Here is a 17,728-nt window from a genome sequence, read left to right on the forward strand (position 1 = left end):
GCCCTTTCCCTTTTTACCCTTATTCTTAATTCTTTAGAATGTATGGTATGTGAAATTATAGATCCTGGATATTAAGAAGGGCAACCAGGTGATTTACCTAATTGCCTTTTTGGGGGTTTCAATACATAGGGTTTGGGTTGATGATTTGGGTAAAATGTAACTACTCCCCCCGTTTTTTTATGCTGTAGCTTCTACTTGTTTTGGTTCTTCTTTCTTCGTGTACATCTTCACTTGGTTGATCGCATCCATTTCTACCTTCTCATTGTGCTTTTGAATACGCTTAGTAACAAGTAAGTAGATACCGTCAATGATGCCCCACAGTCCAAGAGTCATCCAGTTAAACAATGTCATACATACCGCAATACCGATTGTACCTAAATAGTATCTATGTCCACCAAAGCCTGCTAGGAAAAACCAAAGCAAGGCGAATACCTTTAGGCTTTTTGTATTCTTCTCAGTCTCCACATGTACCATTGCAAGTTGTTCTGATGTTAGATCTTTCTTCATAAGTAAATTGTTCATGAAAATACCTCCGATATGTGTGTGTGTTAGATTAAAGTAGTTGTATTTAACTTTCTATAATTAAATTACCATGTATTTACTTTAATTGTCAACACTAATCTATAAATACTAGATATTTTATTGTATTATCTTTACTTCTTCCTATATAAAGGAAATCCTTGCCTATTTTAACACAACTGAAGCCCTAATACAGCGTTTAAATTATCTTACTATTTCGCGTATTAAATTTATGCTTTACCATATATGATACACATGATAGTATTAGAAGTGTAGTAAGGAACTACACACTAACACACACGAAGGATGATTCAAATGCACACAACATTAACACTCAGCAACATCGGTACTATGGAAATGAAAACTCTTAATCTTCCAATGACAGAACAGCAATTCGACACTGAGGTAAACGATCTTACTTACAACGGCATGAACGACTGCGAGATTGTCGATGTCGAAAGCGAGTACAAATTATTTACTAAGTACTTGGATTTACCACTAGTAGCAAAATTCAACAAAATGCTACAATCAAATCAAGAACTTGGAGACTTCAACATCTTAGTTGATTGCTGTGACGAACTAGAAGACGCTGTAAAGCTTTTTGAGGAAGGTAACTACCTAATCCATGAAGCGAGTACAGACGAAGAACTAGGACATAGTTTAATGGAAGCTAGGGGGTACTTAGACCACCTTCCTGAAGAAGTGACTTACTGCTTCGACTATGATGATTACGGCTTTCAAGAACAGTGCAACGGTCTTTTCTACAAAGGATCAGAACATTACATTGAAGTAATTTAATAAGAGGGGGAATAATCCCCCTTTCATTCTTAAAATAACGTACTATAAAACAACAACTAAAGGGGCTATTAAAATGATGATTACTAAAGGATATGAATATTTACTAGAAGGTAGCGATGTACTGGAAACGTTCGCTAAAGGAATTCTACAACTCGTTAACATTAAGTCTTCACGTAAAGATACAATTTTAGAAGTAAAGACAATTGAAGGAACAAACAAAGTAACTGTAGTTTCTATGGTTGAATTAGAAAATTTCATTGATCTTGAAGGTGGAATTTGGTTAGTAAAGTACAAAGACACTATTTCAATTGCTACTGATATTGAATTTAATTCAGAAGCACATAAGGAAATTGATAAGATGATAGACAATGAAGAGGGTGTATTTCTACACGTTGAACAGTTTTAAACAGGAAGCCTTACAATCACCACTGTAGGGCTTTTTCTTATGTTACGAAGTAATGACAGCGAACGAACAACGAAGCCCTCACAAGGCACTCACGAAGCACCTATGACGTATTACGAATACCTGACAAAGACAACGTACTTCACAGAAAAAGACCGCCCCCTTTAAATTATCAGAACATTCCACGTTTTAATTTAATCTAATTTAATTTACTTTAACCTATTGTCATATATGATACACCATGTTATTATAAATATAGAAGTTAAGGCAAGGCAACAACAGCCTAACTTACTAACACACACAAAGGATGATAGAAAATGGCAAAGACAACAAAACACGGTGAAGTAGTAGTAGAAGTTATCGACTGCGGTGATCGCTTCGAGGTTACAGCAGACAAACTGAATTTAGTGGACGGACACTGGGAAGAACTTTTCTTAACAGAGTGCGACACAAAGGATCAAGCGTACCGACTAGCTACAGAGTTGGAACGAAGATACTAAGAGAAGCTTCGGGGCTTTTTTTATGGCCATAAAAGTTGTTGGAAAAATTTGCACTTATAAAAGCCTAAATACGCATGGCTATGGTTCTTTTAGTATGTTACTTTTTAACGTGGCATCATTCCGTGACATACTTTTTCACGAATGTTATGATACAAAAATAAGAACGCTTGTTCTCGTTAATTATTTTAAAACGTTAGGTGGCGATAATTCATGAATTTAAAAACTAAAAGTAATGTAATGACAAATAACCTTACGGCAGACCTCATTATTTACGATGCCGATGATGCCCGACAGCATTATAAAAACCTCTGTACAATGATTGAACAGCTTCTTCAAAAAGGAACAGTTTCATTAGGTGACTATGATACTAATTTTAAAGAAAGTTTACATTACGGACTACGTACCCTTCAGGCAGAACTAGAACATGCAGAATTGATAGATGAGGCTTTAGGGGATGACGAACTATTTAAACAGGATTCCCACGCATTTCAAAACGACTTTCAAAAATATCTTTCACAGAGTAAAAACTCTTCTGATGCTTGCCCCCGTCTCAGGTTAAAGAAAGGTCTTAGTTCCACCATTTTAAACAACTTACATTCTATTAAAGAAGGAAGGTTTGCTAACGGAGAACCTTTTAACGAGATGCAGAAAGACCATTTAAAGCAAACTACTAAGCGTTTATATAAAGAACTAAAAGTTGTAGAAGAGGTGGAAAAAGAAGAGGATTTCTAACAAAAAAAATACAAGGCGTTAGCCCTGTATAATAGTTTAGGAGATTGAAGAGGTAAGGCAAGGTAAATCATTAGCCGTGATTTACCTTTTTATTTGTTTTAGTACCGATCTTATAAGAGATCGTGAGTACGTCTTTCCGTGTACTATAACGATTGGTGATTCATGTTCAGGGTGGTAATAGATTCTTTCATCACCTTTCGATCTTTCCCAAACCCAACCGTGTGCTTTCGCTATCTTTTCGACCTCTTTCGATTTCATAGATTTTACTGTCGGATTTTTTTAGTTTGTCTTTTTTTGTCATTCAATCTCCCTTGTGTGTTAGCTGAAGTTACCTTGCCTTAACCTCTATACACAGTATATCATGTAACACACAGAAATTACAAGAACTAATTTATTATATATGATAAAACAATAAGTCGTACAAGCAAATTAAAAAGACCGCAACGGGTGTACGGTCTTGTAATTACATTACTATATTTAATCCTGATATATCTCAACGCCTTCAAATTCTTTTACAGTAACATCTTCACATGGTTCAGGTTTATAACTAAATCCTCTTCTAAATCTAGGAACGTCTTACCTTCTTGCAAGAAAAGATTCATTGTATGCTGAATAGCGTCCTTAGCCCCGTCTATGCTGTCGTAATTTGATGTAGAATGCCCAATCTCTGTACCGTCAATCATTGTAAAAGTGATTTCTGCTTCCACTGGATCAACACCCTCTTCCTCATCTTCAAACAGATTTTCAAACATTATATCATATTCTTCTTCAGTCAATAAATTAAGTTCATTGGTTATAAAGTACTTTAAATTGCTTAATTCATCTTTAAGTAAATCGTCTTTATACTCAGCTAATATAAGTTTAACTTCCCTTTGCAAATATTCTTTTAAGTTGTGTGTGTTAGTTAAAGTCATTTTTTTGCACCTCATTTATTATTATATGTAACTTTATTTAAATACCGTGTATTTAATTTAACATAACTTAATTACAAAGACAACAAATAAGACAATAAAAAAAGACTAGCAATTAAGCTAGTCATTAGAAAACTTTCCTACCACGCTTTGAAATTGTGGGTTACTCTTTATCTCATCTTCAGTACTCGTTGGCTTAGAAGGGGTCTTCACTGCATGGATGCCTTTCTCTTCTCTAAACGTATTAAACTCAGGCATGTAACGTCTCATGGATTCTTTGAAGAAGAAGGTAGCAGGTTTATCTTCAAGGAATTCTATAATGTCAGCATCCTTTTCTAAATCTAGCTTAATGTTTATATTCTTAGATGGCATAATACCGCCCCCTTAATTTGAAATGTACTTACCGAATACGTAGCAACCTTTAGCATTAGCGAGTTGGCAATCTTCGATAAAGAATATGTTATCTAATACCTGTCCCTGATCGTTAGAAATCATTGGTTCAAGATGTTCTTTCAATGCTTGGAAGCCACCACCAGTGAAGATAACAGTAGTCATTTCCTCAATGTTTTGGTGGTTGTTTACCTCGGTCATAATCTGTTGTGCCGTCTCTTTAAATACCTGTTTCTTAGCATTAGAAGCATCAACAGTACGGTTACTAAATGTCAGCACGTCATTATCTCTTAACTGTCGTTCAATCTCTAATGGTTGCATCGTGTTTGTAGAAAATGTCTTATCCTCTTTTAGAGTTAATTCTATTTCACGGTATGCAGAACTCATGCTTGCTTGGATCGTCCAAAAGTCAGACAGTCCACCATTACCAACTAAGGCTACATCTGTCGTTCCCCAACCAATATCAATTACTAATGTTTCTGTACCCTCATACCTTGCTAACATATCCTGATTCATGTTTCCCCACTCATCTACGATAGTGTAGAAGTAAGAAGCCAACGGCTGAAGAGTTACTTTAACTTCATCAATAGTAAAGGTCTTACTTTCTCCATCAATTTCTAAGACGTGAGTACCTACCAAGTTTTCATTTATTAGAGACTTGCATTTCTCTTTGTCGTTGTAATGAGTAGAAGGTATAGCTGTGATTGCTGTAACAATATCACCGTCTTCAATCACCTGTGAGATACCTGCAATGCTTTCCTTCTTGTAGAACTCAGTAGCGTATCTCTGAATACCGACACCGCCACTAGATGTATAGTTCAACGTAGTTCCTACAGTGTAAGATGAACCGTTTAACTTGTACGTAGTCAGGGTGTCGCCCTTTACTCCGTAGCTTTCCCGTGGGGGCTTCCCTGTAGTGTTTGCATAAACTACTTGCTTACCATCATGGTATACCTTAACGAAACTGTTAGCACTTTCAAAACCAACATATTTTTTTACCCATTTTTATCAATCCTTCGTGTGTTTTAGTTAGTTTTACCAATTTATGAATATTATAATCCTTATTGGTATATTTATCAATAAATATTGGTAAAAGAAGATAGAAGTACATACAGTTCTATCTTGATTTTTATTGATTTTAATAACTAAAGAGGATAGAAGCACATAAAAATATGTCTAGTTAATAAAAAGACATAAAAATAAAGACCCCCTTGATTTCAGGAGGTCTGTCATTTTTATTTATCACATTTTAGGATAAGTAGTCATGAAATCTTTAGTGTTGTTAACGTCTTCATTTTGAATATGATGATGTGCAGTCTTCAATAAATACTTTACAACGTCTACTCTAGTTACAGTGTTTATAGAGTCTTCTTGAAAGAACTGTACAAGATTATCTATTTGATTTATCTCTGTCTCGTTCATTGATATACTCATGTTGCTTTGCTTACCCCTGTCAACTTTACCACGGTTAACCATACCTACATCCTCCTTACAATTGTTACTGGGCAGACAACAGCTATAACATTTGACTGTAAGGCTGTGACTCTTAACATATAATACTCCATAAAAACTGTTCATTCAACAGGAATAAACACCTGACTATATAGCACATATTAAGCTGTTTAAGACCTATAATATATTCAGAAGGGTAGTAACAATTGGATTTATTACAGACTGGATATTTGAAAGCAGTCATGTTAAAATATTGTTGTGTGTTAGTGAAGTTAGTTACCTTAACTAACGAGAAAGCCCCTTACTGTTTTCAGTAGGGGGCTTTTACGTGTGCTTTATTTGCTTAAGTGTGAACCGAAACATGTCATGTCCCGTATTGTCGTAGGGTTCATCTAACTTAACCTGTACTGGTTTAAACTCATCTGCGTATATATCCTTACCTATAAAAATAATCGTGCCCACGCCCTCAGCCATAAAGGAAGAAGCGTAGACACGATCACCAACTTTAAATTTCATTTAGATAACTGACCCCGTATAGGGTTTACGTAACAGGAATTCAGCTTCAAAGTCATAGTCAAGAAGTTCTTCAAACGATTCAAGGTAAGCTGTAAGACTGTCCGTAATCATTAGGTTAACAACTTCTTCACCTTTATGAACTACGATAATAGGAACACCAATAGCGTAAGCATATCCAATCTCCCACATCGTGCCGGCATCTTCTTCATCGTAGATAGCTACCAATACATCTGCCCATTCAATGGCTTCTACATCTGTTTCAAACGTAGCTTGTCGCCAATGGGCAGAACCAAACTCAATGTGTTGGTTTTGATTTTCCCTCGGACTAAATACATTCAATCCCTTACTAAGTAGACTCGCTTCAGCTAACTCTACTTTACGAACCTGACTCTCATTGAAAAACCCACTTGCTAAATATACATTTGTCATTTTACATACCGCCTTTTATTATAATTTCCTACATAGTAGTAATGGAATTTTTAACTAAGAAAGGGACATTACTTTTTAAAAGTATGATCCCCAATAACTGTTACAGTCTCTAATGAATCTAGCCAACGGTTTGTTGCAGTAGCAGGGTTATAGAAGTAAAGGGAATTTCCTACACGGCTATCTGTATTAAGTGCAGACTGTACCGCATCCCTTGTTTTATCTGACGGTGTATACTCATGGATCGCACCTGTTGCTACTGGTGTGAACTGCCCTGACTGGTGAACTACACCTTCAATACTGTTAGGGAATTCATCGCTTTCTACACGATTCAACACCACATCTACAACAGCTTTCTTACCTTCTACTGGCTGTCCCCATGCTTCTGCATGAACAAGACGTTCTAATAATACTAACTCGGACGCTGTAACGTCTGTGTTGGTTTGTGTGGTCTTTTCAACATCTTCTGTAACCGTAGATTCATTAGTAGTTACAGACGTTACAGGGACGATTACAGTGTCGTTAGGGTAGATGAGGTCAGGGTTAGGAAGCTGTGTGTTTGCTTCAACCATTTCATCTACTGTAACTCCGTAATCCTGACCGATAAGATACAACGTATCGCCTGACTCTACTGTGTGTTGTTCCTGTGCATCTGCAAATGAAGGCACTAAAAAAGCCCCCGTAGCTACGGTTGCCCCAAGTGCAATGCTTTTTAGTTTAGTAAACATAAAAATAATACTCTCCTTATTCGTCTGCGTTTTGAGTACGCTTCTTATAAGCGTTCGGTTGGTTCAAAGCCTTTTGTTGAAAGTAGTCTAGGCTTTCATCTTTGATACTTATTTCTGTTCTGTGTCTTGACTTACTTTGAGATTTTGAATGAAAGTTATAGTCAACTTTTTTTACTTTTGTTCTTGTCCTTATCACGAAGGTAGTCTAATAAAAGATAATTACCAAGCCGTTCTAACTGAAGGGCAGGGGGTTTCTCTCCAACAACATCAAAGTACTTTTCAATGAACTCATTGGTTTGTCTTACCCTTTCTTCAGGAGAAGGTAATTCCTCTACTGTGAACAGTTCATCAATTTTAGCAATAAAGCTATCTTTGTATTGTGCCTTAGTCATTGTACTTATTCCTTTCTAACAAGTGGTACGAAGCTAGGTTTTTATAGGCAGTGTGTAGGTGTTCAAGGATTGTTTGGTGAGTGATAGACAATTCACGACTGATCTTTAACGAGTTAAGGCCTTGTAAATAGTACAACTCAGTAATTTGTTTTTGCCTTTTCGTTAAGCATCTTTCAACAGCCGAATCAAAGTCTAAAAGCATATCACTTAACTCAAAATCACCGCCGAAAAACCTTGCTTCTTTAAGCGTTAGCAGATCATCATAAAATCTTTTCACCCCTTCAACGGTATGTAATTTATACTGACGTTCGTATTTGTTTTCATTAGTCATGCTGTTCACCTACTAACTCTGCATAAAGGAACTCAGCTTGTTCCAGTAGGTCAACTAATGATGTGTCGTTAGTAACCAAATAGTCGTAATCCATATCATCAATATGTTTTTCAGTTTCATGGTGAAGGTACTCTAATTTGTGGGCATCGCCTGACTTCTTAATTCTTTCAATACGTAACTCTTCTGAAGTCTCAACCTTAACCACGGTAAAGCCATTAGCTTTCAAGTATTCATACTCATTAGGCTGTCGTAAGTCGGTTACAATAACGGGAACATTAACACCGTCTAACATAAACCACTGACCCAATAAATCATCTAAGTGTTCGACCCAAATTGTAGGGTTCAGCTGTCGGAATGCTTGTCCGATAACCTGATAATGTTCACGGGGTTTCCCTTCTTGCCAAGCTTCGGGGAAGTACTGTGCAATAACATCTGTAATCCCGTCTGCAAATGCTAAGTTGTAAAATTCTCTCTCTATAAAGTAATTAGCAAATGTATCTTTTCCTGATCGCATTTTTCCAGTAACTGCAATTCTCATATTGAATTCCTCCTTTGTTATCTACCTATGTAATGGAAGATGAGAAGGAAAAAAAGGACATGAAATGTATTGACCTTTTATCATATATGATATACACTAAGCTTACTAACACAAATTAAATTTAGTTAAGGAATGGTAAGTATGGCTAACTTAAAGCACCACAAGAAACAAGAAAGACTAATTGAAGAGAATTCTTTATTCCCTGACGTAACAATCGTTTGTAACCTTCAGGAAGTATTAGATGAAGTAGGTATTACTGCTACAGAACTAGCGAGGTTAACAGGGTAAGTAGGGCAACACTTCATAGCATGTTGCATATGAAAAGATCATCGTACAGCCTAATCAATGTACTAGTAATTGCTAAGGCTTTAAATATAACTGACATGAATAAAATCATTTCATTTGAAATGGAAGAAGAAACAGAAGAACTATTCAATGAAGCGTTTAACCATCACTTGTCACATGGATACGAACCTAACCACATTCATGAACTGATAGAAGAGAAGGAAGCACAGCGAGAAGAAGAAGATCAGGAAGAAAATAAAAATGCCCCTACTGAAGACCAGTAAGGGCGTTTTGTTTATTCTTTATTTGCATTCTCTTCTTGTTCTACAGCTTCGTGAAAGTCTTTTAATAGTTCCTCTTTATCAGGTGCAACATACTCGGTAAACTCTCCGTCTTTAAATCCTGTATGAACTGTAAACATAAGGTTTTCATCATCCTGTGTTACAAGAACAGGCTTCTCAAACCCTACAACATTTAGGTTAGTCTCTACAGTTGGATTGTGTAGCATTTGAGGGTGAAGTTCTGTGCCCTCAACCTCGGCTAATGTTTCTGCAATGATTTCTTCTACTGCTTGACCCAATTCTTCAGGGTGTAAGCTTCCTTGAAATACGATACGCATAATATATCTTCTCCTTTATTTTCTCTTACCTAGTAATGCTAGGACGAATAGTATTAGTAATATAATTCCCCATACAATATAAATGTCCGATAACTTTAAGCTATAGAAGGGAATTAAAGTTAATAGTAAATGGGTGATAGTAGGTATTCCTACAGCTACAAACGCTATAAGTAAGGCAATAAGGGAAACACCTAAGACATACGAGATAACAAAGAGGAATACAGACCACGCCCCTTTTTCTCTCTGCTGATCTAATCGGCTTTTCATCCAACCTCCACCCACTCTGTACGTGTAACTTCACGTTTTTCTACAGTATGAAGATCTACTTCTTCATCACCTAGAATCTCACTTTCATACGTATACCCTTGCCAATGGTCACCTGATCGTCCTACAAATCCACGGTAATACTCCGCACCATCGGTGAAGATTATATCTAAGGTCTGAAACTTCCCTTGATCTTCCCAAGTACCTGATTCTACTAGTGCATATATAACACCATTAACCTGAACTTCATTTTCAAAATAAATATCTTCTAAGTTCTCTAATGTTAGCTTACCCATTTAAATAGCCCCCTCCTTAATTTCAAAGCCTGTAACTTTTTTATATGAAAGCCTATCTAATAAGCATTCTTCGTTACAATAATGTTCATCTTCCCATTCAATAAACTCATCACATTTTCTTAGTACATCCAAACAGCCATCACATATACTGACTATCTTTTCAGTGTCAGGATCAATGCCCCCGTTATTTTCAGGCGTCCGTGTATGAACTACCACGTAGCCATAACCTTACAGGTGGTTTCTTCTTTAGAGAGTTCATAACTAAGTTCACCAATTTTATCTATATGTGCAATCAATCTTTTACCACTTTCAAGAACAATATGAAATTTTTTTAGCATAGATTTTTACCTCTTTAACCTTTTCATTTCGTAACGCTTCTTCAATATATCCTCGATCAGTCATTTCCTTCACTCCTTTATCTGTACTTTTAATGGATTCATATTCACCAAAAATTTCTGTTCCACTGGCTAACCGAATATTGAATTGTTGATTAAACCTATCGATGTAAACATCTTCAACATCTTTACACCCACTTTTTAAAGGTGGGTACATTGAAAAATTAGTTGTGCTTATAAATGTTCCATCATTAAATAAAAGTCCTTTTTTATCTTCTTCGTCTGTAGAAAATCCGACAAAGGAAAGGGTAGATTCAACCATCGTGACAACTCCTTTTATTTATCTCATCTATGTAATGGACAGACGTAGGTAAAATAGGACATAAAAAAAAGAAAGGTCAGGGAATCAACCCCAACCTTTCTAATTAGATGAATAGACCTACCATAGTTGCCGTCAAAAGACTTGCCATAGTAGCTACAAGAAGTAACTTCAAACCAAACTTAGCTACATGCGAAGCTTGTTCCCCGTTGATTGCTTTCATTGATCCTGAAATGATTCCAATACTAGAGAAGTTAGCGAAGCTAATAAGGAATGCAGATACAATTCCTAGTGTACGTTCTGAAAGTGTTCCTGCAATTTCATTAAGGCCTAGGATAGCAACGAACTCATTAGTAACAATCTTCAAGCCCATGATTGCCCCTGCGTCTACCATTTCACTTGCAGGAATTCCAAGTAAGAACGTCAACGGAACGAATAGATAACCTAGCATATCCTGTACCGTGATACCTGTTAAGGCAAAGGCTACCCAGTTGATACCTTCCATAAATCCGATGAATGCAATAAGCATAGCACCTACAATCAATGCCATCTTTCCGCCCTCCAATGCACCATTAGACATTGCTTCAAAGAATGACTTGTCTGTAGAAAGATCGTTCGGATCAATCTTTTCATCCTTAACAGCATCGGAAACTGGTGCAACGATTGAAGCTATAATCAAACCACTGAACATATTAAGTGGAAGGCAACGAGGACGTATTCAGCAGGTAGCATTGTAATGTATACACCTACTACAGAAGCCGATACAGAAGCCATTGCCGATACACATACGATGAATAGACGGTTACGGTCTAAGCTAGACACCTGAGACTTAATAGCAAGGATCGCTTCAGACTGACCGAAGAAAATAGAGTTAACAGCGTTGAAGCTTTCGACTCTTGGAAGTCCTGTAACCTTAGAAAGAATTCCACCGAAAAGGTTAATCGCCCGTGGAAGAATCTTAAGGTAAGTTAGTACTGAAAGAAGCATTGAGAAGAAGACGATCAATAGGAGAACGTTGATAAAGAATACGCCACCCTCATCTAGTTGAAAGCCACCCATAACAAAATCAATTCCTGCTTCACCAAACTCAATAAGACGGTTTAGAATCTCCGTCAGGAACAGTACAATTTGTTGACCAATGGAAGTCTGAAACATAAATAAGGTAGTGAGTACCTGAAGCCCCAACATAATTCCTATGGCTTTGTAATTCACTCGCTTCTTATCTGAAGACAGCAAGAAAGCCAGTCCAATTAGTACCCCCACCATTAAAATTCCTAATAGATAGTTCATTTATTTTTCCCCTTTCATAATAAAAAGACAGGGCTTATGCCCCTGCCTTCTCGTCTCTTTCTGCAAGTTTTGCTTTTACTTTATCAATCACCATTTGTGCATCAATTTCACTTGTTTCAACATCTACTTTATCCATATCAATAATGACTACATCTGATTTATCGTAGTGATTCATTACCCAATCATCGTAGCCTTTCCATAGTGCGTAGTAGTAGTCTTTAAGTTCCTCGTCAATCTCAAAGTCACGTCCACGCAACCCAATTCTGAACAAGATGGTTTCAAAGGAAGCACGTAGATAAACCATAATGTCAGGTGCTTTCTGAGGTAGCGTTTCTAATTCCTGCATCATGTTATTGAGAAGTGACTCGTAGATAGAAAACTCTAGGTCATTGATACGTCCCAAATCATGGTTAACTTTAGCGAAGTACCAATCTTCATAAATGGAACGATCTAAAGTATTGTTACGGTCGTGATACGCATCTTTGATCTGATCGAATCGACTATTCAAGAAGTAAAGTTGAAGTAAAAACGGATAACGGTTCGACTCAATTTCTTCGTCCGATGCTTGATAGAATAGGGGAAGGATAGGGTTGTCATCCACTGACTCATAAAACATTTCTGAGTCCAATTCTTTGCTAATTAGTTCTGCTACTGTTGTTTTTCCACTTGCAATCATTCCTGCGGTTACTATCACTGTCATATTCTCCTATCCTTCGCTTGGTTTAATCACTGATTCAATATTGGCGATAATCTTTTCATTCGCCTGAATTTGTTCCTGTGCCTGACGTTCTACCACCTGAAGCTGTTCACGTTTAGAACGGGCATCGGTGTTTAATTCTTTAAGCTGTGTGTTACGTACTTTAAGGCTGTCAATCACCTCATCAAAGATTGCAACATCGCTGTTAGAACTTGCCGTTAAAATATCTAACGATTTTAAATATCCTTCTACTAAATCAACCTTCTTCTTCTTTGCCATTTAAATCTGCCCCCTGTACGACTCGTAAGTTTAGTAATGAAAATGAATCAATGATCTGTTGCACAAATGCGTTATGAAGATCATGAATAGCGACTAACTCTCGTTGGTACTGACGAGATTCTGTTTCCACATTATTTAAAGTCTTACTTAGTTCATGAATCTCGTTTTCTTTTTTATCTGAAAGGTTTTTATAACGGTCAAGAAGTTCTTCTAACTCCTTGATCCGTTTCTCTTCTTTACTCATCGCCATGTGAATCAGCTACCTTGTTTTTATCAATCAAGAAAGAAAGAATTTCTTTCACGTCTTCAGGCTGTCCACTGATTGACATACCTTTTAGGTCTACATCCATCCGTGTATGTTCCATTGCTTGAACTTCTGTAAACTCATCAACTGCATATTCAACGAGTTCTTGAATAGGTTCAATGATGAAACCGAATGGGTTTTCTTCCTCTTCTCCTTCTCCTTCAACACTTCCTGATAGTGCGTTAACGAGTCCCAACATATCTACCAAGTTAGTTCCACCAACTTCAGGTGCTTCTTGTGCCCCGTGAATTTCGTGCTGTTCCATCTTCTTTGCATGTTCTAGCCATTTTTCAAATTCCATTATTAAAAACTCCTTCAATTTGTATTTCTACATTTTCTACATGTAGGGTAGTAGTCACCCTGTCCACCTAAAGCGTGGCGTTCTGTACTTTCCATTGTTCGATTAGAGAACGTGGCATCATCACCGCATAACTGACAGACAGCTTTTAGTTTCGTTACCTGATCTGCCATAGCTAATAATTGTGCTGAGTTTTCAAAGGGCTTACCCTCATAATCCATATCAAGACCACCAACAATAACGGTCTTATCCATCTGCAATAAGAAATCAATATAATCAATGATCCGTTCATCGAAAAACTGAATCTCGTCAATAACAAACACTTCATATTTCAAATGGTTATAAGCTAGTAATGCATTAGGTTTATCAATTGTTTTAGCAACAACCGTTTCACCATCATGAGTGCCTATAACATCCATTCCGTAACGGCTGTCGAATTCAGGTTTAATATAAAGAACCAATCGTCCTGCTAGTTCATGTCGTTTACCTTGTCTCAATAACTCGCTTGTTTTACCTGCGAACATTCCACCTACAACTGTGTGTAGCATGATTACCTTTCCTCTAACTTACGGATGTCGCTACTTAAAAAAATCAATATGATGTAGTACGGAACGTAAGTCTTGTTCACCGTTCTCTCTCATGGCTTGAACCTCATCTCGTAGATCATCGATCAGATAAATCACCTCAGATTTTGCAATCATTCCGAACCCTCCTATAACCCTGTTGAAATATCTAAATGTGTTAGTTCTCCTACAGTTACCTCAACATTTAGTTCGCTGTCTTCTAATTCAATACTCACAATAGCGTCATGCAGTACGTAAATGTAGGAAACACCTTCCTTCATCTTCTCTCCGTCAAGACTGTTGAAATGCTTTTCCATTACGTCAGAAACAAAGTCCATTTTGTAACCCCCTAAGTTGTTTTCTTTACACCTTAGTAATGGAATCGTAGGAGAAGAAAAGGACATAAAAATAAAAAGAGTGGAATTAAATCCACCCTTTCTGTAATGCGAAGGTCAACGCAACGGCTACTGCATCTGACTCATCATCAGTTTTATATTCAATGTCACCTACAAAATTCTTTAAGTCTCTCGCTACCTGATCTTTCTTGGCTTTACCATTACCAGTAATAGCTTTCTTAACTGTCGTAGGTGTAATCTCTACAATCGTATCGACTTCATTTTCATAGAGTTTGTGAATCGCCACCCCTACTACTCTTTGTAAAGTGTGGGTGACGTTATGAAACTTAGAGAAGCCCTTTTCAAATACAACATAATTAGGTGGGTACTCGTCTACAATTTCCTGTAAGTGGTCGGATATTTGTGTGAACCTATGCCCGTGAACCTTCTTGTTGTTCGTCTTAACGTGAGATAGATGCTTAATATACATCTGTGTTTCCTCGGCACTCACTGTATCAAATTCCATAACTGCAAAGGCAGGGGAAGAAAGGGACAGGTCACATGCTAGTACTCGTTTTCTCATACGCCTGAACCATACTCTTCACAAATTGTTTTGTAAGGACAGAACAAGCACTTGCTGTAGTCAGGTCGGCTTAATTCTCCATCCTCAACATTACGTGTAACCTCAGCAAACTTATCTAGTAACCAAGTCTTCTCCCGTTCAGTTGGTCGTACATAGAATGCTTTCGTATCAGGGTAAGCTTCATCGTTAGAACTCCACTTAGATTTTGCCACGCCTTCATAGACTAATAGAAACTCATCAACATCAAACAGTAATGAATAAGCTACACACTGCTGAATGTGTGAAGGTTGTGGTTCTTTAATGTTCTTCACCTGACTTGGCGTGTTACTCTTAGTCTTAAATTCAAAACCAATGGTTGAACCATCTTCTTTATAGGTTAGAAGACCGTCCATCATTCCATAGATACAGAAAGTTTCCCCGTCATGTTCAATGATCTTTGTCTCTGCAATGATTTGTTCCCATGCAGGCAGACCATTTTTTTCTGTTTACTGTGAACTGCGGATTCTCTAAAAGAACTTCTGATTCTAAAAGCTGCTTTTGAACAGCGTCATGTACTGCGGTACTGTTTCTAGTCCATCGTCTTTGAAAAGGGTACTGTGTCTTCTTATCTTTAGGTGCTTTATTAGCTTTAAAGAAAAGTTCACGATCACATTTATCTGCACTGGAAGGGGAAAAGCGTACAAGTCCTTCAGGAAACTCGGGTTCTATCCCTACCTTGTCATACTCAAAATGCTTTTGTTCCAGTACTAATTTTTCAACGGACTTGATAGGGAAGTAATCAAGGCTGTTAATCTCGTCCATTTGATTTAGAATCTCTCGTTCAAGCTTACTGCCACGCTTTTTATATTTACTCTTCTCTTTAATTTCTGCTGTTAGTTCTGTTGGTTTTGATACCAAACTCATTGTAATTCCTCCTATAGAACACAAAAAAGACCCCTTGAATAAGAGGTCTTGATATTTGTTAGATTTAGTTTTGATTAAAGAATGTATCTACAGGTACTAAGTCGCCCCAGTACTGACCTAACTCACCATCTGTTGCACTATCTACATTGTGCAGTTGAACAGTCTCAGTCATAATGCTTTCAAACTTCGCTACTTCTGCCCTCGTAACATCTTTAGGGACTTTAAATAACAACTCATCGTGGACACATGCAAGCAATGCAAAGACCCTACCTTCTGTAGTTAATTCCTTACAAAGATGATGCCCTTCAATCATACACATCTTGGTTTGAATAGCTGACGTGCCTTGAATCTTAGCGTTGGTGCTAAATGTATCGTAAGTGAAGTTAGGGTTCTTTCCTCTGAAGAAAGGAAGCCTACGCTTACGGGTGTAATTATTGATCTTCATTTCTACATATCCCTGACGACATGCTTCAGCTGTGTTGTTCTTTACAAACTTCGCAACCTGTGGGAATTGCTTATAGAAATTATCAATCAGTTTCTTCGCTTCTTTATTTGAGATATTTAAAGAACCTGCCAATGATCCTGAACCCATTTGATACATGATAGCTAATACGATTACCTTAAATTCCTTACGTTCCTTAGTATCAGAACCGTCAGGATTTTTGTAGCAATCTTCATAAGGCTTGTTGTAAAACTCACTTGCCAACGTAGCGTACAAATCACGTCCATTAGCATAGTTCTCTAATAGAACAGGTTCTTGCGTATAATGTGCAAGCATTCTAGGTTCTTGTGCTGAAAAGTCTAGCCCTAAGATAAGGCTGTCATCATCAACTAAGAACATGTTTCTTGCTTCAGGTGGTTGTTGCTGTAAGTTAGGTTCAGCCGAACTGAAACGCCCTGTCCTAGCACCGTTTTGTTTAAACGATCCATGAAGTTTACCATCACGTTGAATGAAGGTATGAATCTTCTCAACGAATCCAGTTAGTTGCTTAGTATCATCCTTATACTTTTGCAACTTCTCAATGACTGGGTGTGCTTTATAAGGCTTCAGTTCATCCTTACCCGTCCCTTTTAGTTCAGGACTTACAGCCTTTTGCAAAGCAGGTAAAAGTTGCTTAGGAGAATTTAAGTTAATGTCCCCCAACATCTCGGCCAGGTCTTGTCTAGTCTTTTGAAGGGAAGGTTCAAGGATTTCTTTTTGCTTCTTAACCTCATTCATATCAATGTAAAAACCTTCACGTTCCATTTCAAAAACAACTTTAATCAACGGCTGTTCAACTTCCCAGTAGTAGCTATACAAACCATTTTGCTTCTTCAAATACCCTTGAAGAAAGTCGAACAGTAACCAAGTGATTTCAGTATCCTTACACGCATAGTAACGGGCGTACTTTAATTCAACTTCGTTAAACGGTGTCTTCCCAAACAGTTCATCAAAAGTATCTCCTTGAATCTTTAAGTACTTAGGAACAAGATGCTTCAACCTAAAGGAGATTTCATTTTCATTTAAGACAGCCATTAGAACCTGCGTATCATGAATGTCTCCATTTACTTCTAGTCCCTCAGTTCTGAATTGGTGAAGGTCGAAAGTGGCGTTATGAAATACCTTTGAGTTATTCATTTCTAGGATACGTTTCATATAGTAACGGGCTTTATCTAACGGTGCATTGTCCTCATCATGTCTGATCGGAACATAGTAATGCATGTCAGCATTCGGTGCAGTAA

At 37.3% G+C, this 17,728-nt stretch carries 34 protein-coding genes and 1 pseudogene; 6 read left to right on the forward strand and 29 right to left on the reverse strand.

Annotated features, from left to right (window positions below; all coding sequences use genetic code 11):
* Window positions 1–177 precede the first annotated feature (177 nt).
* Window positions 178–522 carry a TM2 domain-containing protein gene (locus JCM19055_RS17285; RefSeq protein ID WP_042360618.1) on the reverse strand — a complete coding sequence of 115 codons (345 nt, stop codon included), beginning with the start codon at window positions 520–522 and terminating at the stop codon, window positions 178–180.
* A gap of 312 nt (window positions 523–834) precedes the next feature.
* Here JCM19055_RS17285 and JCM19055_RS17290 point away from each other — a divergent pair, with 312 nt between their 5' ends.
* The 4 genes from JCM19055_RS17290 to JCM19055_RS17310 all read left to right on the forward strand — a co-directional run bounded on the left by JCM19055_RS17290 (window position 835) and on the right by JCM19055_RS17310 (window position 2,952).
* Window positions 835–1,317 carry an antirestriction protein ArdA gene (locus tag JCM19055_RS17290; protein WP_193745490.1) on the forward strand — a complete coding sequence of 161 codons (483 nt, stop codon included), beginning with the start codon at window positions 835–837 and terminating at the stop codon, window positions 1,315–1,317.
* A 73-nt stretch (window positions 1,318–1,390) separates the two neighbouring features.
* The gene (locus JCM19055_RS17295; RefSeq protein WP_042360620.1) at window positions 1,391–1,723 is read left to right on the forward strand and encodes a hypothetical protein; all 333 of its coding nucleotides are present in this window, start codon (window positions 1,391–1,393) and stop codon (window positions 1,721–1,723) included.
* Between the two features lie 314 nt (window positions 1,724–2,037).
* Window positions 2,038–2,220 (forward strand): hypothetical protein, encoded by a 183-nt coding sequence (locus JCM19055_RS17300; protein ID WP_042360621.1) that lies wholly within the window; start codon window positions 2,038–2,040, stop codon window positions 2,218–2,220.
* Between the two features lie 210 nt (window positions 2,221–2,430).
* Window positions 2,431–2,952 carry a hypothetical protein gene (locus tag JCM19055_RS17310; RefSeq protein ID WP_042360623.1) on the forward strand — a complete coding sequence of 174 codons (522 nt, stop codon included), beginning with the start codon at window positions 2,431–2,433 and terminating at the stop codon, window positions 2,950–2,952.
* 81 nt (window positions 2,953–3,033) lie between these two features.
* Here JCM19055_RS17310 and JCM19055_RS32150 read toward each other — a convergent pair whose 3' ends face one another.
* From JCM19055_RS32150 to JCM19055_RS17360, 11 genes and pseudogenes are all read right to left on the reverse strand, one after another.
* The gene (locus JCM19055_RS32150; protein WP_081833810.1) at window positions 3,034–3,210 is read right to left on the reverse strand and encodes a type II toxin-antitoxin system HicA family toxin; all 177 of its coding nucleotides are present in this window, start codon (window positions 3,208–3,210) and stop codon (window positions 3,034–3,036) included.
* Window positions 3,211–3,464: 254 nt separating this feature from the next.
* Window positions 3,465–3,866, reverse strand: a complete 402-nt coding sequence (locus JCM19055_RS17315) for a hypothetical protein (protein ID WP_042360624.1) — start codon at window positions 3,864–3,866, stop codon at window positions 3,465–3,467.
* Between the two features lie 117 nt (window positions 3,867–3,983).
* Window positions 3,984–4,235 (reverse strand): hypothetical protein, encoded by a 252-nt coding sequence (locus tag JCM19055_RS17320; protein ID WP_042360625.1) that lies wholly within the window; start codon window positions 4,233–4,235, stop codon window positions 3,984–3,986.
* Between the two features lie 12 nt (window positions 4,236–4,247).
* Window positions 4,248–4,769: a hypothetical protein gene (locus tag JCM19055_RS32155; protein ID WP_370543211.1), complete on the reverse strand. Its 522-nt coding sequence runs from the start codon at window positions 4,767–4,769 to the stop codon at window positions 4,248–4,250.
* Between the two features lie 51 nt (window positions 4,770–4,820).
* A pseudogene (locus tag JCM19055_RS32160) lies at window positions 4,821–5,210 on the reverse strand (hypothetical protein); the annotation flags it as partial.
* Between the two features lie 285 nt (window positions 5,211–5,495).
* Window positions 5,496–5,729 (reverse strand): hypothetical protein, encoded by a 234-nt coding sequence (locus JCM19055_RS17330; protein WP_042360627.1) that lies wholly within the window; start codon window positions 5,727–5,729, stop codon window positions 5,496–5,498.
* Between the two features lie 492 nt (window positions 5,730–6,221).
* Complete coding sequence (locus JCM19055_RS17340) at window positions 6,222–6,650, reverse strand: nucleoside 2-deoxyribosyltransferase (RefSeq protein WP_042360629.1); 429 nt, start codon at window positions 6,648–6,650, stop codon at window positions 6,222–6,224.
* A 68-nt stretch (window positions 6,651–6,718) separates the two neighbouring features.
* Window positions 6,719–7,375, reverse strand: coding sequence for a cell wall hydrolase (locus JCM19055_RS17345; RefSeq protein ID WP_052366485.1), 657 nt, complete (start codon window positions 7,373–7,375; stop codon window positions 6,719–6,721).
* A gap of 161 nt (window positions 7,376–7,536) precedes the next feature.
* On the reverse strand, window positions 7,537–7,767 hold the full coding sequence (locus JCM19055_RS17350) for a hypothetical protein (protein ID WP_042360630.1): 231 nt from the start codon (window positions 7,765–7,767) through the stop codon (window positions 7,537–7,539).
* On the reverse strand, window positions 7,760–8,098 hold the full coding sequence (locus JCM19055_RS17355) for a sigma-70 family RNA polymerase sigma factor (RefSeq protein ID WP_042360632.1): 339 nt from the start codon (window positions 8,096–8,098) through the stop codon (window positions 7,760–7,762). The genes JCM19055_RS17350 and JCM19055_RS17355 overlap by 8 nt, the downstream gene beginning before the upstream one ends.
* Window positions 8,091–8,636, reverse strand: a complete 546-nt coding sequence (locus JCM19055_RS17360) for an AAA family ATPase (RefSeq protein ID WP_042360634.1) — start codon at window positions 8,634–8,636, stop codon at window positions 8,091–8,093. The genes JCM19055_RS17355 and JCM19055_RS17360 overlap by 8 nt, the downstream gene beginning before the upstream one ends.
* A gap of 141 nt (window positions 8,637–8,777) precedes the next feature.
* Here JCM19055_RS17360 and JCM19055_RS27595 point away from each other — a divergent pair, with 141 nt between their 5' ends.
* Window positions 8,778–8,924 (forward strand): hypothetical protein, encoded by a 147-nt coding sequence (locus tag JCM19055_RS27595; RefSeq protein ID WP_193745491.1) that lies wholly within the window; start codon window positions 8,778–8,780, stop codon window positions 8,922–8,924.
* Window positions 8,925–9,019: 95 nt separating this feature from the next.
* Window positions 9,020–9,205, forward strand: a complete 186-nt coding sequence (locus JCM19055_RS17365; protein WP_042360635.1) for a hypothetical protein — start codon at window positions 9,020–9,022, stop codon at window positions 9,203–9,205.
* Between the two features lie 11 nt (window positions 9,206–9,216).
* Here JCM19055_RS17365 and JCM19055_RS17370 read toward each other — a convergent pair whose 3' ends face one another.
* The 17 genes from JCM19055_RS17370 to JCM19055_RS24530 all read right to left on the reverse strand — a co-directional run bounded on the left by JCM19055_RS17370 (window position 9,217) and on the right by JCM19055_RS24530 (window position 17,708).
* Window positions 9,217–9,540 carry a hypothetical protein gene (locus JCM19055_RS17370; RefSeq protein ID WP_042360636.1) on the reverse strand — a complete coding sequence of 108 codons (324 nt, stop codon included), beginning with the start codon at window positions 9,538–9,540 and terminating at the stop codon, window positions 9,217–9,219.
* A 263-nt stretch (window positions 9,541–9,803) separates the two neighbouring features.
* On the reverse strand, window positions 9,804–10,100 hold the full coding sequence (locus tag JCM19055_RS17380; RefSeq protein WP_042360638.1) for a hypothetical protein: 297 nt from the start codon (window positions 10,098–10,100) through the stop codon (window positions 9,804–9,806).
* On the reverse strand, window positions 10,101–10,316 hold the full coding sequence (locus JCM19055_RS17385; RefSeq protein WP_042360639.1) for a hypothetical protein: 216 nt from the start codon (window positions 10,314–10,316) through the stop codon (window positions 10,101–10,103). It abuts the gene before it with no gap.
* 93 nt (window positions 10,317–10,409) lie between these two features.
* The gene (locus JCM19055_RS17390) at window positions 10,410–10,757 is read right to left on the reverse strand and encodes a hypothetical protein (protein ID WP_042360640.1); all 348 of its coding nucleotides are present in this window, start codon (window positions 10,755–10,757) and stop codon (window positions 10,410–10,412) included.
* A 103-nt stretch (window positions 10,758–10,860) separates the two neighbouring features.
* Window positions 10,861–11,433: a nucleoside transporter C-terminal domain-containing protein gene (locus tag JCM19055_RS32165; protein WP_370543208.1), complete on the reverse strand. Its 573-nt coding sequence runs from the start codon at window positions 11,431–11,433 to the stop codon at window positions 10,861–10,863.
* The gene (locus tag JCM19055_RS32170; protein WP_370543209.1) at window positions 11,430–12,044 is read right to left on the reverse strand and encodes a Na+ dependent nucleoside transporter N-terminal domain-containing protein; all 615 of its coding nucleotides are present in this window, start codon (window positions 12,042–12,044) and stop codon (window positions 11,430–11,432) included. Before JCM19055_RS32170 ends, JCM19055_RS32165 begins: the two co-directional genes overlap by 4 nt.
* 34 nt (window positions 12,045–12,078) lie before the next feature.
* Window positions 12,079–12,744, reverse strand: a complete 666-nt coding sequence (locus JCM19055_RS17400) for a deoxynucleoside kinase (RefSeq protein ID WP_042360641.1) — start codon at window positions 12,742–12,744, stop codon at window positions 12,079–12,081.
* Window positions 12,745–12,750: 6 nt separating this feature from the next.
* On the reverse strand, window positions 12,751–13,020 hold the full coding sequence (locus JCM19055_RS17405) for a hypothetical protein (RefSeq protein WP_042360642.1): 270 nt from the start codon (window positions 13,018–13,020) through the stop codon (window positions 12,751–12,753).
* A complete protein-coding gene (locus JCM19055_RS17410) occupies window positions 12,998–13,270 on the reverse strand; it encodes a hypothetical protein (protein ID WP_042360643.1) in 273 nt (90 codons plus the stop codon). The genes JCM19055_RS17405 and JCM19055_RS17410 overlap by 23 nt, the downstream gene beginning before the upstream one ends.
* Window positions 13,257–13,625: a hypothetical protein gene (locus tag JCM19055_RS17415; protein ID WP_042360644.1), complete on the reverse strand. Its 369-nt coding sequence runs from the start codon at window positions 13,623–13,625 to the stop codon at window positions 13,257–13,259. Before JCM19055_RS17415 ends, JCM19055_RS17410 begins: the two co-directional genes overlap by 14 nt.
* Before the next feature lie 14 nt (window positions 13,626–13,639).
* Complete coding sequence (locus JCM19055_RS17420) at window positions 13,640–14,170, reverse strand: thymidine kinase (RefSeq protein WP_042360645.1); 531 nt, start codon at window positions 14,168–14,170, stop codon at window positions 13,640–13,642.
* A 30-nt stretch (window positions 14,171–14,200) separates the two neighbouring features.
* Window positions 14,201–14,323: a hypothetical protein gene (locus JCM19055_RS30215; protein ID WP_265182312.1), complete on the reverse strand. Its 123-nt coding sequence runs from the start codon at window positions 14,321–14,323 to the stop codon at window positions 14,201–14,203.
* 11 nt (window positions 14,324–14,334) lie between these two features.
* Window positions 14,335–14,523 carry a hypothetical protein gene (locus tag JCM19055_RS17425; protein ID WP_042360646.1) on the reverse strand — a complete coding sequence of 63 codons (189 nt, stop codon included), beginning with the start codon at window positions 14,521–14,523 and terminating at the stop codon, window positions 14,335–14,337.
* Window positions 14,524–14,608: 85 nt separating this feature from the next.
* Window positions 14,609–15,046: a crossover junction endodeoxyribonuclease RuvC gene (locus JCM19055_RS24515; protein ID WP_265182313.1), complete on the reverse strand. Its 438-nt coding sequence runs from the start codon at window positions 15,044–15,046 to the stop codon at window positions 14,609–14,611.
* A 53-nt stretch (window positions 15,047–15,099) separates the two neighbouring features.
* Window positions 15,100–15,495, reverse strand: coding sequence for a PD-(D/E)XK nuclease family protein (locus tag JCM19055_RS24520; protein ID WP_052366487.1), 396 nt, complete (start codon window positions 15,493–15,495; stop codon window positions 15,100–15,102).
* 34 nt (window positions 15,496–15,529) lie between these two features.
* Entirely contained in the window at window positions 15,530–16,006 is a 477-nt protein-coding gene (locus JCM19055_RS24525; protein WP_052366488.1) for a hypothetical protein, read from the reverse strand.
* 64 nt (window positions 16,007–16,070) lie between these two features.
* A complete protein-coding gene (locus tag JCM19055_RS24530) occupies window positions 16,071–17,708 on the reverse strand; it encodes a DNA polymerase (protein ID WP_052366489.1) in 1,638 nt (545 codons plus the stop codon).
* Window positions 17,709–17,728 lie beyond the last annotated feature (20 nt).

This window comes from Geomicrobium sp. JCM 19055 (assembly GCF_000698185.1).
Lineage (GTDB): Bacteria > Bacillota > Bacilli > Bacillales > Marinococcaceae > Geomicrobium_A > Geomicrobium_A sediminis.